The sequence below is a fragment of the Chryseobacterium sp. CS3K3.1 genome (assembly GCF_059515165.1).
In genome coordinates this window covers 22,720-38,377 of record NZ_JCAKRV010000024.1, presented here as the reverse complement: position 1 = coordinate 38,377, position 15,658 = coordinate 22,720, and the positions used below count along the sequence as shown (strand labels likewise).

The following is a 15,658-nucleotide window of genomic DNA, read 5'->3' as shown; positions in this document are numbered from 1 at the left end:
TTTTTGATTTTCGTACTTAATTTTTGCCATTTGTCAACTCAACTAATTTGAAAATCGCTTACATTTGTTAGTATGATACATGACCAACGCGCAGAAAAATTCAGGCAGATTGTGGAAAATAAGTTCCAGATCTATAATTCATTATTTATGAGCCTGCCTTATGATAAAATGACGAATATCGGAATGCTGCTTCCATTTCTTTATGAGGAAAGCAGGACCGGCTATGAAGCAGGAAAAACTCCTGAAAATATCGTCGAAGAATTCTTTAAAAACCATACCGATCTTCAGACGGAAGAGCAGAAACTGGAATTGCTTTTCAAGATCATACAATATATAGAAAGACAGGTTGTTTTGTTTGACAGTATTGAGGATGCTGCATTTCCTAATCTTCATTCAGAAAGTGATAATGGAACAGTAACCAATCTTTTTGAACGTTCTTTTCAGGATCATAAAATTGAAAAAGTACGCGAGAAATTAAAGGACTTTAGCGTTAAGGTCGTATTTACGGCACACCCGACTCAGTTTTATCCAAGTTCGGTACAAAGAATTATTCAGGATCTGAGAGGGGCTATTACCAGTGACTCGGTGACGCAGATTGATATGCTCCTGCAGCAGCTGGGGAAAACTCCTTTTGTCAATAAAGAAAAACCTACTCCGATAGATGAAGCGCTGAGCATTATTTCTTACCTGAGATATGTATATTATGATACCATTGGCGAATTGTTTACGAAGATCAAAAAGACTTTCGGAAACGGTCATTTTCATCTTCATGAAGATATTATCCAGCTTGGTTTCTGGCCGGGAGGAGACAGGGACGGAAATCCTTTTGTAACTGCGGAAGTAACGAGAAGAGTAGCGGAAGAACTTCGTTCAGCGATTCTGAAATCATACTACAGCCATTTGAAATTTATCAGGAGAAGATTGAGTTTCAGAGGTGTTTCTGAAGTCTTAACCCAATTAAGTGAAGAATTGTACGCAGCCATTTTTGACGGAAAGAGCATTAAAGCAGAAGATATTTTAAATAAAGCTGCTGAGGCAGAAAAAATATTGGTCAACGAACATAACTCTTTGTTTTTAGATCTTTTGGTGAATTTCAGGGATCGTGTGATGATCTTCGGAACTCACTTTGCTACGCTGGATATCCGCCAGGACAGCAGAATTCATCAGAAAGTGATTGATGAGGTTTATGCGAAAGTATACGGAAATGAAGAGGCTGATTACGAACAGAAATTCAATAAGCTTATTCAGATTTCAGAAACGGTAGCTGCCGAAGATTTTGAAGACATTGTGAAAGATACTTTGTTAACGGTTTCACAGGTTAAGGATATCCAGCATCTGAACGGATTAAGAGGAATGAACCGCTATATTATTTCCAATTCTGATGCCGTAAAGGATGTTATGAATGTATATGCCTTCTTTAAAATCTGCGGTTATCAGGATGAAGCGATCAATATGGATATTGTTCCGCTTTTTGAAACCATGGAAGGACTTGCCAATGCAGAAAATGTAATGAATGAGCTATATCATAATCCTGTTTATAAAAAGCATCTTGAAAAAAGAGGAAATCAGCAGACGATTATGCTTGGATTCTCTGATGGAACCAAAGACGGAGGTTATTTAAAAGCCAACTGGGAAATTTATAAAGCCAAAGAAGTACTGACAAAACTTTCCGAGCAGAATAATATCAAAGTCGTATTTTTCGATGGCAGAGGAGGCCCGCCGGCAAGAGGAGGTGGAAAAACCCACGATTTCTATGCTTCCCAGGGGAAAACGATTGCCAATAATAAGATTGAATTAACCATTCAGGGGCAGACGATTACCAGTATTTTTGGAAACAAAGAGCAGGCAAAATACAACTTTGAACAGCTTCTGACCGCTGGTGTTGAAAATGATGTATTCAAAAATTCTAAAAAAGAACTTACTGAAAAAGAAAGAGCTTTGATTATTGAGTTGGCGGATATCAGCTATAAAAAATATTCAGATCTGAAAGCGCACCCTATGTTTGTTCCTTACCTTCAGGAAATGAGTACACTGGAATACTACGGAAAAACGAATATCGGAAGCCGTCCATCCAAAAGGGGAAATGGCAGCGAACTGAAATTTGAAGATCTGAGAGCCATACCGTTTGTAGGATCATGGTCGCAACTGAAGCAAAACGTACCAGGGTTCTTCGGTTTTGGATATGCGATGCAAAAGATGAAAGAACAGGGGAGATTTGAAGAAGTAAGAGAGCTGTATAAAGGTTCAGATTTCTTTAAAACTTTAGTTCTGAACTCCATGATGAGTATGAACAAGTCTTACTTCCCATTGACTTACTATATCAAAAATAATCCGAAGTTCGGTGCTTTCTGGAATGTGCTTTTTGATGAATATGAGCTTTCCAGAGATATTATGCTGGAACTGACAGGATTTAAAATGCTTCAGGAAGAAGATCCGTTATCCAGAAAATCTGTGAAGATCCGTGAAAAGATTGTACTTCCGTTGTTAAGTATTCAGCAATATGCCTTAATGAAAATCCAGAAAGGAGAAGGAAATAAAGAAGCGTATGAAAAGCTGGTGACCCGTTCTTTATTTGGGAATATTAATGCCAGCAGAAATTCGGCATAAGCTATTTTTAAAACAAGAATGATCATAACGAAATGATAATCCATATCAATAGAAACGGGCTTTAGCCCGTTTTTTTATTATAAACCATTCAATGAGCTTTAGCTCAAATTTATTTTGTAGTAAGACCCAAAATAGTAATATATCTCCCACAGATTGCACAGATGTTTATGTTGTAATCAATCTGCACAATCTGAGGGAAATAAAAAATTACTCTTTTAAGAATTTTTCGTAGAAAACCTTGTCCTTCATCTGAATCTTCAGATAATAAGTTCCTTTGGAAAAATCTTCCACTTTTATTGATTTCTGGTTGTTGCTTTTTCTGATGAGTCTTCCCAGGTTATCATATATTTCTAACGTCTGAACTTCTTGCTCTGACGCAATATTCAGGATGTTTTTTGCAGGATTCGGGAATATGGAGAACCTGTCTTTTTTTACAGTTTCAGAAGTATTCAGAACAAGATTATATAAACTTCCGAAATTAAGAATACCATATCCCATCTGATCGGTATGGGAAGGATATAGTGAAGCCGTTTGTCTCAGCTTTGCTCTCATCTGCTCTCTGTTCATCGCTGGAAATGCCTGAATAAGACATGCAACACCGCCGGCAGCAATAGGAGTAGCAATTGAAGTTCCATTCACAATTAAGGTAGCATTATCATAAACGGTTGTCGTACCGGTTCCCTGGGTACTTCCGTCCGGTTTTACCACCCCGAGAGCATTAGGTCCGAAAGAAGAAAAAGCTGAAGCATTTCCGGCTGAATCTACAGATCCGATAGAAAATACTTTAGCGTTATCAGCCGGAGTCATAAGGTAATGCCACGGCTGTTGTCCGGCGTTACCGGCAGCGGCAAGGACAAAAATACCCTTTTCAGCAGCAATACCGGCTCCGCGGGCAATGAAGGACGTGTTACCATCCATATTGGCATACGTATAATTGTAACGGCTTTCATCAAAAACATTATATCCCAATGATGAGGTGATAATGTCAACCCCTTTACGGTCTGCTTCCTCAGCTGCCTCAATCCAGTATAGCTCTTCTTCGGGAATTTCTACAGCCGCATTTTCACTGCGGTAAAGATAAAAATCAGCATCCGGTGCCGCTCCTACAAAAACATTCTGTAGATATCCTCCTATAACTCCTAACACAACAGAGCCATGTGTGCTGAGTGAAGTATTATAAATATCTCCGGTTTTGGTAACAAAATCATAGGAAGCTTTGATGTGATTATTGGTCCATAATCTTGCAAAAGCAGTTCCTGTATTCACCGTTGGGAATCCGGCATCAATCACCGCTATGGAAACTCCTGTTCCTGTATAGCCTGCCAGATGAAGCGGGCGGATATTCACCTGGTCTATTTGTCCGGCTCCGGAACCGTAATTAAAATTGGTAAGTGTTTTATTGATGCTGGCATCGTCCTTCCATTTTCCTGGTGTTGTTTTCACAGTAGTAGAGCTGTTTCTAGCAAAACTTTCAACAGATGAAACATAAGTTTGAGCCTGAAGTAATGTTTTTTGTACAGGAGTGGCATTGACTGCCGCACCATTAAGCCATTTTGAATAATCGGTCACAACAAATCCTAGATTTTGAAGATTCTGAAGGTAAGACTGTTCAATAGGGGCATCCTGATCATTAAGCGGAATTCCCAGCGCAGTGCGTCTGTTGAGTGATTTCTGGCTGAGTTCTGACAGCGGATTGGCGTAAAAAGCAGTTTTATTAGGCTTATCCGTGAAGTAAACAAAAACGAGCTCCGTTTGTGCGGAAATGGTTAGGTAACCTGTTAGGAAACAAAAGAGTAAAAGTTTTTTCATAAAATTTATTTGTATAAAGATAAAAACAAAATCAATAAAATTTTTGATAGGATTTTAAATTCCTTATTTTTACAGAAATATTTAGTATATGAAAAAAATTCAGATGGTTGATTTGCAAAGTCAGTATTACAAAATAAAGAATGATGTAGACAATGCAGTTTTGAATGTAATGGATTCTGCGGCATTTATTAACGGTCCTGAAGTAAAGTCTTTCCAGAATGAATTGGAGTCTTATTTAGACGTAAAACATGTGATTCCGTGTGCCAATGGTACAGATGCATTACAGATTGCCCTGATGGCTTTGGACCTGAAAGAAGGAGACGAAATTATCACGGCTGATTTTACTTTTGCTGCAACAGTAGAAGTAATTCATTTGCTTAAATTAAAGTCTGTATTGGTAGATGTAGATTATGATACATTCACAATCTCTACAGAACAGATTAAAAAAGCAATTACGCCCAAAACAAAAGCAATTATTCCGGTACATATTTTCGGACAGTGTGCCAATATGGAAGAAATTTTAAAAATTGCTGAAGAGCATAATTTATATGTTATTGAAGATAATGCCCAGGCAATCGGTTCAGAATATACTTTCTCCGACGGAACAGTAAAACAGGCAGGAACAATGGCAACAGTGGGAACAACTTCTTTCTTTCCTTCCAAAAACCTGGGATGCTACGGAGACGGAGGTGCCATTTTTACCAATAATGATGAATTAGCTCACCGTTTAAGAGGAATTGTAAACCACGGAATGTATGAAAGATATTACCATGACGAGGTAGGGGTAAATTCACGTCTGGACAGCATTCAGGCCGCAGTTTTAAGAAAAAAACTTCCTCACCTGGATTCTTACAACGAAGCAAGAAGAAAAGCAGCAGATTTCTATGATGAAGCATTTGCTGGTCATCCGAATATCCTGACTCCAAAAAGAGCGGAAAACTCTACTCACGTATTCCACCAGTATACGTTAAGAATTCTGAACGGAAAGCGTAATGAGCTTCAGAAGTTTTTATCAGAAAAAGATATTCCTGCAATGATCTATTATCCGGTAGCATTAAGAAAGCAAAAAGCGTACTTCCAGGAAAGTAATGCTGCAGATTTTGTGAATACAGATAAGCTTTTGGATCAGGTAATTTCTTTACCAATGCATACGGAATTAGACGAAGAGCAGCTGAAGTATATTACGGATGCAGTGCTTGAGTTTATGGGATAATTAATGAAAAGAAAGATATTTAAATATAAGCTGGTATACTATATAGCGGTAATAACCAGCTTACTACTTTTTATAATATCTGCATTTTGGATTCTTGATATATTTAATGACTTTAGCCTATTTAAAATATTATTTATTGTTATTTCGTTAGTTATTAATGCATTTGCATTTGTTAATCTGATTGAAAAATATGATAAAGCAATTTTGTTTCTGAATCTCAGTTTATTATTATCCATAATTGTTTTAGGTTATCCTTTATTGTTTGGATTTTTAAACGGATATTCTGTTTTAAAACATTTTACTTTTAGATTGTTAATCATATTTATATTGTGTTTATTAATTGTAAATGTATTTAAGGTGAAAAAAAATGACGGAGTAAAGGAAATAGAACACATAGGAAAACACGAAGATTAAAAAATAAAAATGGCAATACTTGTTACCGGCGGACTTGGATATATTGGTTCTCACACAGTGGTAGAACTTATTAATAACGGCTTTGAAGTGGTTATTGTTGATGATTTATCCAATACAGAAAGGTTTATTTTAAATAATATTGAGGAAATTACGGGTAAGAAACCTGTTTTTTATCCTTTTGATCTGAGAAGAAAAGAGCTTCTTACTCAGGTTTTTGATGCTCACCAGATTGATGGTTGTATCAATTTTGCTGCCTCTAAAGCAGTAGGAGAGAGTCAGATAATACCTGTAGATTATTATGAGAATAATCTGTTTTCCTTGATTAATATTCTTCAGGAATTTAAAACAAGAAAGATCTCCAACTTTATTTTCAGCTCATCATGTACGGTATACGGACAGGCAGATGTAATGCCGATCGATGAAGATACCCCGTTGAAAACCCCTGAAAGTGTCTATGGGAAAACAAAACAAATGGGCGAACAGATCCTTATTGATTTTGCCAAAGCCTATCAAAGTAAAATATCACTGTTAAGGTATTTTAATCCAATCGGAGCACATCCTTCCGGAAAGCTGGGGGAATTGCCAATCGGGATTCCTAATAATTTAGTGCCTTATGTAATGCAGACGGCTTCAGGAGTGCGTGAGAAACTGAATATCTGGGGCGATGATTACCCTACAGAGGATGGAACTGCTGTTCGAGATTATATCTATGTTGTTGACCTGGCAAAAGCGCACGTTGCAGCATTAAAGAAACTGATAGAAGATTCTTCATCTGATGCGGTGATTGATACCTACAACCTGGGAACAGGAAAAGGTTCATCCGTACTGGAGGTGGTAAAAGCATTTGAAAAAGCCAATAATGTAGAAGTGCCCTATCAGATCTGTGCGAGAAGAGAGGGGGATATTACTATAGCATACGCCAACCCCGGAAAAGCAGAGAAAGAACTCAACTGGAAGTCTGAAACGTCTCTGGAAGAGGCTTTGAGAACAGTTTGGGAATGGCAGAAATATCTGAATACCAGAAATTCGTAAATTAGCATTGAGAAATAATTGCATCAAAACAACAATTTAAACGATCATAAAACAAATTACAAAACATTTTCCTGAAGAGTAAGTGTTATCCTAAAACATTGAATTCAGTGAAGCTTTAATTTTAAATTAGTATGAAGACACAGAGAATAGGTATTACATTTTCGTCATTTGACTTATTACATGCGGGTCACATCAAAATGCTTGAAGAAGCTAAAACGGTATGTGACTATTTAATCGTCGGACTTCAAATTGATCCGTCCCACGACCGTCCTACTAAAAATAAGCCAAGCCAGACTATTGTTGAAAGATATATTCAACTGAAAGCTGTGAATGCTGTGGATGAGATCATTCCTTATTACACGGAAGAAGACCTTTTGGATATTCTTAAATCATTTGTAATTGATGTAAGAATCATAGGAGATGATTATATGGACAAAGACTTTACAGGTAAAAAATACTGTGAAGAAAAAGGAATTGAAATTTTTTTCAACAAGAGAGACCATAGGTTTTCCACCAGTGATCTGAGAAGAAGGATCTATGAAGCTGAAAAAGAAAAATATTCGAAAGCAGAACCTGTAAAATAACAGAAATAAAAAATCCCGAAAGTAACTTTCGGGATTTTTGTTGTATTACATTGGGCCGCCTTGTTCTTCGTCGCCTTTTGTATTGGAATTAATATCTTTTTTAATTTTAGGTTTGGCATCAATTTTTTCACCTTGCTTGAATTTATAAGTGAAGGATAAAGCAAATTGTCTTGGCTGCCATTGCATTTCCATTTCTCGGGTAAACTGAGCATTATCGGAGAAGTTTTTCATTTTTCTGGTATTAAAGATATCTCTGATATTGAATCCTATAATTCCATTACCTTTCCAGATGGTCTGGCTTACACCTAAATCTATACCATACATTGCCTTTCTGTTATTCATAGCCGTTTTCTCAGCAGCTCTGTAGAAACTTTGGACTTGAAGACTTAAGTTTTTTGTCGGTTTAAATGTATTGTTAAAACGAATTCTGTATGAGAAGCCGGAACCCGAGAAATCATTTACAGTTCGCGGATTGTCAGGGAATAGGTTAAAGCTTCCTGTATTTTTATATCCGTAAAGGTCAGCAGAAAGCATTATTTTCCACCAGCTGTAAGGATCATAAGTTCCGTTCAGATCCAAACCATAGTTGGTCTCTGTTCCTACGTTGAAAGGAATTGTGTTGACAGCTCCGGTCTCATCGATGTATTGATATCTGTTTTGTTCGTCTTCAGACTTTTTATAATACAAAGTTGGATTAAACGTGATCTTTTTGTTTGAAAGATTGTATCCAATTTCGAAAGAGTTTTCATACGTCGGATTAAGATCTGGGTTTCCTCTGAAGTAGTTTCTGTCATCATCAAAAGACATAAAAGGTATCAGTGAGAAAGCTCTCGGACGGTTAATTCTTCTTGAATAGTTTAACAAGATCTGATTGTTCTTGGCAAGGTCATAGCTTAAAAATACAGATGGGAAGAACTTTGTATAGTTTTTATTAACTTCCGGAGTATTGGCCGGATTTCCGTTAACATCAAAATTCTGAAAGTTAACGTCAATTTTTGAAGTCTCACTTCTTAATCCTAACTGATAAGCAAATTTTTCTCCAATCTTACTTTTAAACTGTGCGTACACTCCAAGAATATTTTCAGAATATACCGTGTTACTTGTAAAATCAAATCTTGTAAAGTAAGGCTGTCCGTTATTACTTTGGTCTACAAAATAATCGTATGTGTTTCTGTTATAATCATAACGTGCTCCGGCTTCTAATTTTGACTTTTCACCTATAGGAAGTTCGTAATCAATTTTTCCAATGAAGGTATCCGTTTTAGAATCTGTACTTACATTATTAATAACATTACCATTAGGCTGTAAAAGATTATTGATAAAAGTTCTCTGTATAATCTGATTGGTTCCGTCTGTCTTATTCGTCTGATAACTTGCAGATGCGGATAATAACTGTCCATTATCTCCAATTTTCTGATCAAGCCCAAGATCAAACTGAGTGGCCAGGTTTTTGTTATTTCCGTAGCTGTTTCTTTCTCTTACAACATCATTTACAGTAGAGGCATCTTTATAAACCCTTTCATTGTAAGCGTTGATTCCGGTTTGATCCGTATCAAAACTTCTGATCATTCCCGAGAAATTAATGGAAGTTTTATCGTTGAAGTCATGAGTAAAACCAGCAGTCACATTATAAGTATCACTTTCTCTGGTTGTTTTACCATTTTGTTGCGAATACTGAGTAAAAGGGAATGCGGTTGAGGCCAGGCTGCTAATATCATCCTTTCTGGTGGTTGTATTCTTCATAGTACTTTCATTCTTCTGATAACCACCTCCGCCATTTAAAAACCAGGTCCAGTTACCTTTTCTCCAGTTTAAGTTAGCGTTAAGGTTGGTTCTTGGAAGATAACCTATAGTTCCGGTTACGCTACCATTGAATCCCATTTTTTTATCCTTTTTAAGAATGATATTCAGAATACCGGCAGTTCCACTTGCCTCAAATTTAGAAGAAGGATTGGTAATTACTTCGATTCTTTCAATTTGATCAGCGGGAATACTTTGTAAAGCATTGGCGCCATCATCTATTCCAAGAAGAGAAGATGGCTTTCCGTTGATAAGAAATTTTACATTTGAATTTCCTCTCATCGAAACTGTTCCGTCCGTATCCACAGACACTGAAGGAACATTGGTTAAAACATCCTGAAGATTTCCTCCTTTGCTCACAATGTCCTGCGAAGGATCATATGTTTTCTTGTCAAGCTCTACTTTATAAGGTTTTGCTGCTGAAGCAGTAATAACAACACCCTGAATTTCTTTTGTTTTGCCATCAACCGTAGAAGAGGGCTCTGCTTCAATAGATAATGCACCGATGTTACCTGCTGTTGCAATATTTTTGCTGACTACACTTTTTTTGTAATCAATAGCTTCCACTGTAATTTCGTAATCGCCGGGCATAAGTTGCAGCTGATACTGTCCTTTTTCATCAGTCAGCACCGCATCACTTAAAGTTTTGTTGGTCTTATTGCTGAAAGTTACAGAAGCGTAAGGAACGGGTTGATTTTTTTTGTTGACAATGATTCCCGAAACTCCAGCCTTCTCCTGTGCAAAAGCCATTGCTGCCGCTGAAAGTACTAATGTAAGTCCTAAAGTTTTTCTGGTGAAAATAGTGACAATTTCTGTCTTATTCTTCATAGGTTATTTTTTTGTATAAGATCGTGAGAGAATAACCCTTAATATTTTGAATATCCATATCAATTTGATAGCCAAAACATTATGGTTGTTTATTGTTTTCTAACTGTATAAGTTTCCTGGTGCTTTCTAAGCTTATTTTATATTTTTCGAGTTAAGCCAATCCTGATAAGCCTTCGCATTTACAGCGTGTTCTTCTGCACTTGCCGTAAACTTGTGGTATCCAAATCTTGCCGGATCAGCACACATAAATATATAATTGTTGTTTTCAGCATTTAAAACAGCATCTATCGAGTTTTTATCCACTACACAGATGGGCCCCGGAGGAATACCTGCATTGGCATAAGTGTTATAAGGTGAAGGTGTCGATAAATGCTTATATAATACTCTTTTTATAGGTTCTTTAAAATTCGTCTGTTTATTAATCGCATAGATCACCGTAGGATCGGACTGAAGCTTCATTCCTTTTCTGTAACGGTTTAAATATAATCCTGCAATGGTTTTCATTTCATCCTTTTTCCCTCCTGATTCTTTATAAACAATGGAAGCTAAAGCATAGATCTGATCTCTTGTAAGCCCGGACTGCTGCTCCTTGTTCTTTCTTTCACTGGTCCAGAAATCATTATACTGATTTTCGAACTTCGCAAAAAATTCTCTCGGACTTACTGTCCAGAAAAAATTATACGTATCGATGAAAAAATATTTTTTTAAATCTTCAACATTTTTATAGCCTTTCTCCTGTGCCACGGCATCCAGATCATTCACAAAATGTAATGAATCAATTTCCGTTTTTTTGGTCACCTTACCAATCATCTGATACATATCTCCAAAATCCCCGATTCTGTAAGAGTTGGCTGTCTGGTTACCTGCTTTGATCATATTGACAAGGTTTTTGTTGCCTGTTCCGCTCTGGATGTGATAACGTCCTGCTTTGAAATTGGTATCAAGACCTTTTTCTTTAGCCACAGCTTCAAAAGATTCCCTGTCTTTAATATATGGAGCAATAGAATCCAGGATCTGTTTAAAACCTGCTCTATGAGGAATCAGAACATAACCATCTTTTTCTACGTTGTTTCCTAAATATTTATTATAAAATCTCAAACCAAAAAATCCTGCCACTACAAAAACCAGCAGAATGATAATGAGAATAGCTTTTTTCATTCTTAAATGTTGATTAAAAGTTTTTTGTTTTAAAGAAGATCTGTTTTACCTCTAAAAACTTGCTTTGCAGGACCTTCCAGCCAAATATTCTGGAATGCATCACCGCTTTTTTCAGCATATACCTTAAGGTTTCCGCCTAAAGTTTTAACTTTTACAGAGGTTAGATTATGTTTTTGCAGAAAAGTTAAAGCGGAAGCTGTAACTCCTGTTCCACAACTGTAAGTTTCGTCCTCAACGCCTCGTTCATAGGTTCTTACAAAAATTTCGTTATCTGAAATTTTTTCTACAAAGTTCACATTGATTCCTTTTTCTTTATATTTTTCAGAATTTCTGATGCCATATCCTTCGTCATAAACGTCATAATCTTTCAGATTGTCTACATATTTTACGTAGTGTGGAGATCCGGTATTCAGCACAAAGTCATTTCCGTCCTGTGAAACGGTGTTTACATTAATCATTTTTAATTTAATGATTCCGTTATGGATTTCAGCTTCATGTTCACCATCTGTCGCAATGAATTTGCATTTGTCTTCAAAGATGTCAAGGAAAAAAGCAAAAGCGACAAGGCATCTTCCTCCGTTTCCACACATCGTACTTTCTCCGCCATCAGAATTGTAGTACACCATTTTGAAGTCATAATGAGGATCGTTTTCCAATAGAATAAGACCGTCAGCACCTATTCCGAAACGTCTGTCGCATAATTTTTCAATACTGTCTTTATCTTTGGTAAACTGCAGATCCCGGTTATCTACCATTACAAAATCATTCCCTGTTCCCTGATATTTATAAAATTCCATATTTTTTTGTTAAATGAAGAAGCAAAATTACTATATTTTAAATAAAAAACGAACAGTGTTAGCTGTTCGTTTTCTTATTTATAATCGTTTTATCTAAAGCCGCCTCCGCTGCTCTGCTGTCTGCTTGAACTGCTGCTTTGGCTGCCTGAACTATTCCTGAATCCACCGCCGGAAGATTCTGATCTGCCGCTGTTACCATTGGAGTTTCTGAACCCGCTGTTATTCTGGTTTCTCTGGCTGTTCTGATTACCATTGTTTTGGTTTCTGAATCCGCTGTTACCATTGGAATTTCTGAACCCGCTGTTATTTTGGTTACCCTGATTGTTTTGATTACCATTATTCTGGTTTCTGAATCCACTGTTGCTGTTGGAGTTTCTGTTGTTATTAAATCCTCCGTTATTGTTGTATGAACCGTTACTGTTCGTTGTACGCGTATTCTGGAATCCGTTTTCAGGTCTCGACGATGAAGAAGATCTTCTTTCTACGTATACTTTTCTTCTGGAGTTATTATAGCTATCATAGTAATAAGGAATACCATTATCATAGTAATAATTAATATTGTTTCTATAATAGTAGCCGTCATTACCCCAATATCCACCACTTCCGTAATATCCTGACGGAGCATAGTAATATCCGTTGTTATAATACGGATCTCCATACCCATAGCTTCCGTTGCTTCCGTATCCGTCGGTATATGCTAAACAAGAGGTTAAACTGGTAATAGCAAAAATACTGAATGCTATTTTAAATAAATTTTTCATGACTTTATTGTACTTTTTTTTCTTTAAAACTTTTTTTCCAATTGACATATCCTAAGATCGCCATTATAGTAAATACCAAATATTGAACCGAAGTGATTCCAAGTCCCTTAAAAATCATCATTGGGATGCAAATCAAATCTCCGATAATCCAGAAAATCCAGCTCTCAATGCGCTGTTTAGCCATCAACCACATGCCCACTAAAAATATTGAAGTTGTGAAAACATCCATCCAGTTGGCCCAATCCAGATGATACAATCCAAAACTGGTTCCTTCCATCGAAAACTGATTATCAATATAAGGTTTATAATAATAGATAAGGGTAACAAGAGCCAGACTCAGTATAAAAAGCAGGCTGGCGTAAATCCACTCTTTTTTGAAGGCCCAGGTAACATCTACATGAATATGATCTTCAGAGTTTCTGGCCCATAAAATCCATCCGTAGATACTCATTACAGTATAATAAACGTTGATCAGGCAGTCCCCGAGTAACCCGAAGTTGAAAAGAATATAAACATAGATCAGCGTAGAAACAATGCCGGTAGGATATACCCAGATATTTTTTTTAATCGAAAAATAAACACTCAGAGTTCCTAAGACGGCACCCGAAGTTTCCAGCATAATCTGTAAAGTATCATAGCCTTCATAGGGCTTTATGAAAAGATCATATAAATTCATACCATCAAAAATAGAGAAATCTTACTTTTTTTAAAGAACTTCGTTACAGTTTATCAAAAAATAGCAATGTTCCTGTAAAGTTTCCCGGTTTTTGAAGATCCAAAGGGAAGCGCTGTCTGATCAAATAATCTGCTTGTTCCTGATTCTAAGGCTATTGTCAAATCATCATCAGAACGATGTAGTTTTTTAACTATAAGCGTCATTATTTATCCCTACAAATATTTTTTTTATAAAACTACGGATTACGGCATATTTGTATTATTACTGACTTCCTGATTTTGTGGATCAAAATCAGAACGGGAATACTTCATGTCTGTAGAATACTATGAATAAGGTGCTGGTCAGGTTTTTAAAGTCTTTAATGTAAAATAAATGATGAAATTTTAACGATTAACGTGAGAGTTTCTAAATTTTTTATATTTTCGTAAATCCTTAATAAATAAAAAAACATGTCGAAAATTTGGGTTAAAAAGCCACTAAGTGCCTATGAGGCAGATATGAAGAAAAGTGAGCTGAAAAAAGTCCTTGGAAAATGGAGTTTAACAGCAATTGGAGTAGGTGCTATCATCGGTGGTGGAATCTTTGTTCTGACCGGAACAGGAGCCTATTATCATGCAGGGCCAGCACTTGCAATTTCCTTTATTATCGCAGGGATCGCCTGCGTTTTTGCTGCATTATGCTATGCAGAGTTTGCATCCATTATTCCTGTAGAGGGTTCAGCATATGCTTATGCATACGGAACTGTAGGAGAAATTTTTGCGTGGGCCATGGGATGGTGTCTCATCCTCGAGTATGCCATGGCAAGTATGGCCGTTTCCGTGAGCTGGTCCGGATATTTTAATAAATTTTTGAAAATATTTAATATTCATCTCCCTGCTTATCTTACTTCAGATCCTGCAAGTTATACCGGAGACGGATTTTCAATGAACCTGCCTGCATTTATTCTTGTTCTTTTGATTACTGCATTATTGGTAAAAGGAACTAAAGAAGCTGCAGGAGCAAATAACCTGATCGTTTTAATGAAAACTTCAGCGGTTATCTTTGTAATTATCGCCGGAGTATATATCATTTTCTCTAATACAGATCTTTATAATGCTGTAGATGGGGTTAAAAACTGGAAACCTTTTATTCCGGATCCGATAAAGATCAAGAATTCCGAGGGCGATATGGTCTCCGCATATGGTATTAAAGGGATCATTTCCGGAGCAGCAGCTATTTTCTTTGCCTATATCGGTTTTGATGCTGTCTCTACTCAGGCAGGAGAAGCTATTAATCCTAAAAAAGATGTACCTTTCGCCATCATCGCTTCACTATTGATCTGTACAGCTTTATATATCTGTGTATCCCTTGTATTGACAGGGATGATGCATTATACAGATTTTAATCCTGAAGGAAGATATCCGGATGCCATCAAAGCGCCTGTAGCATATGCTTTTGAAATTGCAGGAAAGCACTGGGCGAGTAATATCGTAACGATTGCTGCTACTGTAGGGTTGATTTCTGTTGTAATGGTAATGATGATGGGGCAGTCCAGAATCTTCATCGGTATGGCAAAAGACGGCTTGATTCCTAAATTCTTCGGACAGCTTCACCCAAAAACAAAAACACCTTACAAAGGAATTATCCTGTTGGGAATTGTGGTGGCTTTAATCGCTGCATTTACACCAATTTCTACATTGGCAGATATGACAAGTTTCGGAACCCTGTTTGCATTTACACTGGTTTGTATCGCAGTTTGGGTAATGAGAAAGAAAGAACCTAATCTGATCAGACCTTTCAAAGTTCCTGCTTATAAAATCGTGGTGGCATTAGGGGTAATTATCAACCTATATTTGATCTTTAACCTAAGTGCTCATGCATTGGAACTTTCTGCAGTATGGTTATTCTTAGGAGGTTTGGTATACTTCCTTTACGGAAAATCAAACAGTAAGCTTAACAACCCTGAAAAATATCAGAATCAGGATTAATAATATTATAAA

Annotated in this window: 12 protein-coding genes; 6 read left to right on the top strand and 6 right to left on the bottom strand. The window is 36.7% G+C overall.

The features are described from left to right. Positions 1-72 precede the first annotated feature (72 nt). Positions 73-2,607 carry a phosphoenolpyruvate carboxylase gene (locus AC5YGI_RS19320; protein WP_330745813.1) on the top strand — a complete coding sequence of 845 codons (2,535 nt, stop codon included), beginning with the start codon at positions 73-75 and terminating at the stop codon, positions 2,605-2,607. A 207-nt stretch (positions 2,608-2,814) separates the two neighbouring features. Here AC5YGI_RS19320 and AC5YGI_RS19315 read toward each other — a convergent pair whose 3' ends face one another. Continuing rightward, entirely contained in the window at positions 2,815-4,416 is a 1,602-nt protein-coding gene (locus AC5YGI_RS19315; protein ID WP_496169312.1) for a S8/S53 family peptidase, read from the bottom strand. A gap of 88 nt (positions 4,417-4,504) precedes the next feature. On the opposite strand from AC5YGI_RS19315, the gene AC5YGI_RS19310 reads away from it, so the two are divergent. The 4 genes from AC5YGI_RS19310 (at position 4,505) to AC5YGI_RS19295 (ending at position 7,659) form a co-directional block, all read left to right on the top strand. Next, positions 4,505-5,629, top strand: a complete 1,125-nt coding sequence (locus AC5YGI_RS19310; protein ID WP_330745815.1) for a DegT/DnrJ/EryC1/StrS family aminotransferase — start codon at positions 4,505-4,507, stop codon at positions 5,627-5,629. A gap of 3 nt (positions 5,630-5,632) precedes the next feature. Next, positions 5,633-6,043 carry a hypothetical protein gene (locus AC5YGI_RS19305; protein ID WP_330745816.1) on the top strand — a complete coding sequence of 137 codons (411 nt, stop codon included), beginning with the start codon at positions 5,633-5,635 and terminating at the stop codon, positions 6,041-6,043. Between the two features lie 9 nt (positions 6,044-6,052). Then, on the top strand, positions 6,053-7,075 hold the full coding sequence (galE, locus tag AC5YGI_RS19300; protein ID WP_330745817.1) for a UDP-glucose 4-epimerase GalE: 1,023 nt from the start codon (positions 6,053-6,055) through the stop codon (positions 7,073-7,075). 131 nt (positions 7,076-7,206) lie between these two features. Beyond that, positions 7,207-7,659, top strand: coding sequence for an adenylyltransferase/cytidyltransferase family protein (locus AC5YGI_RS19295; protein WP_110009329.1), 453 nt, complete (start codon positions 7,207-7,209; stop codon positions 7,657-7,659). Between the two features lie 45 nt (positions 7,660-7,704). Here AC5YGI_RS19295 and AC5YGI_RS19290 read toward each other — a convergent pair whose 3' ends face one another. The 5 genes from AC5YGI_RS19290 to pnuC form a co-directional block, all read right to left on the bottom strand. Continuing rightward, on the bottom strand, positions 7,705-10,287 hold the full coding sequence (locus AC5YGI_RS19290) for a TonB-dependent receptor domain-containing protein (protein WP_330745818.1): 2,583 nt from the start codon (positions 10,285-10,287) through the stop codon (positions 7,705-7,707). Between the two features lie 132 nt (positions 10,288-10,419). Further along, positions 10,420-11,445: an endolytic transglycosylase MltG gene (gene mltG, locus AC5YGI_RS19285; protein WP_110011140.1), complete on the bottom strand. Its 1,026-nt coding sequence runs from the start codon at positions 11,443-11,445 to the stop codon at positions 10,420-10,422. Positions 11,446-11,474: 29 nt separating this feature from the next. Beyond that, positions 11,475-12,242, bottom strand: a complete 768-nt coding sequence (dapF, locus tag AC5YGI_RS19280; protein ID WP_330745819.1) for a diaminopimelate epimerase — start codon at positions 12,240-12,242, stop codon at positions 11,475-11,477. 89 nt (positions 12,243-12,331) lie between these two features. Next, on the bottom strand, positions 12,332-13,003 hold the full coding sequence (locus AC5YGI_RS19275; RefSeq protein WP_330745820.1) for a hypothetical protein: 672 nt from the start codon (positions 13,001-13,003) through the stop codon (positions 12,332-12,334). Between the two features lie 4 nt (positions 13,004-13,007). After that, positions 13,008-13,679, bottom strand: coding sequence for a nicotinamide riboside transporter PnuC (pnuC, locus tag AC5YGI_RS19270; protein WP_330745821.1), 672 nt, complete (start codon positions 13,677-13,679; stop codon positions 13,008-13,010). 449 nt (positions 13,680-14,128) lie between these two features. Between pnuC and AC5YGI_RS19265 the strand changes: the two genes are divergently transcribed. Then, entirely contained in the window at positions 14,129-15,646 is a 1,518-nt protein-coding gene (locus AC5YGI_RS19265) for an amino acid permease (protein ID WP_110011136.1), read from the top strand. Positions 15,647-15,658 lie beyond the last annotated feature (12 nt).

Excerpts from the sequence above, each read along its gene's own strand:
- AC5YGI_RS19320 (WP_330745813.1), top strand. The coding sequence starts at position 73 with ATGATACATGACCAACGCGCAGAAAAATTCAGGCAGATTGTGGAAAAT.
- AC5YGI_RS19315 (WP_496169312.1), bottom strand. The coding sequence starts at position 4,416 with ATGAAAAAACTTTTACTCTTTTGTTTCCTAACAGGTTACCTAACCATT.
- AC5YGI_RS19310 (WP_330745815.1), top strand. The coding sequence starts at position 4,505 with ATGAAAAAAATTCAGATGGTTGATTTGCAAAGTCAGTATTACAAAATA.
- AC5YGI_RS19305 (WP_330745816.1), top strand. The coding sequence starts at position 5,633 with ATGAAAAGAAAGATATTTAAATATAAGCTGGTATACTATATAGCGGTA.
- galE (WP_330745817.1), top strand. The coding sequence starts at position 6,053 with ATGGCAATACTTGTTACCGGCGGACTTGGATATATTGGTTCTCACACA.
- AC5YGI_RS19295 (WP_110009329.1), top strand. The coding sequence starts at position 7,207 with ATGAAGACACAGAGAATAGGTATTACATTTTCGTCATTTGACTTATTA.
- AC5YGI_RS19290 (WP_330745818.1), bottom strand. The coding sequence starts at position 10,287 with ATGAAGAATAAGACAGAAATTGTCACTATTTTCACCAGAAAAACTTTA.
- mltG (WP_110011140.1), bottom strand. The coding sequence starts at position 11,445 with ATGAAAAAAGCTATTCTCATTATCATTCTGCTGGTTTTTGTAGTGGCA.
- dapF (WP_330745819.1), bottom strand. The coding sequence starts at position 12,242 with ATGGAATTTTATAAATATCAGGGAACAGGGAATGATTTTGTAATGGTA.
- AC5YGI_RS19275 (WP_330745820.1), bottom strand. The coding sequence starts at position 13,003 with ATGAAAAATTTATTTAAAATAGCATTCAGTATTTTTGCTATTACCAGT.
- pnuC (WP_330745821.1), bottom strand. The coding sequence starts at position 13,679 with ATGAATTTATATGATCTTTTCATAAAGCCCTATGAAGGCTATGATACT.
- AC5YGI_RS19265 (WP_110011136.1), top strand. The coding sequence starts at position 14,129 with ATGTCGAAAATTTGGGTTAAAAAGCCACTAAGTGCCTATGAGGCAGAT.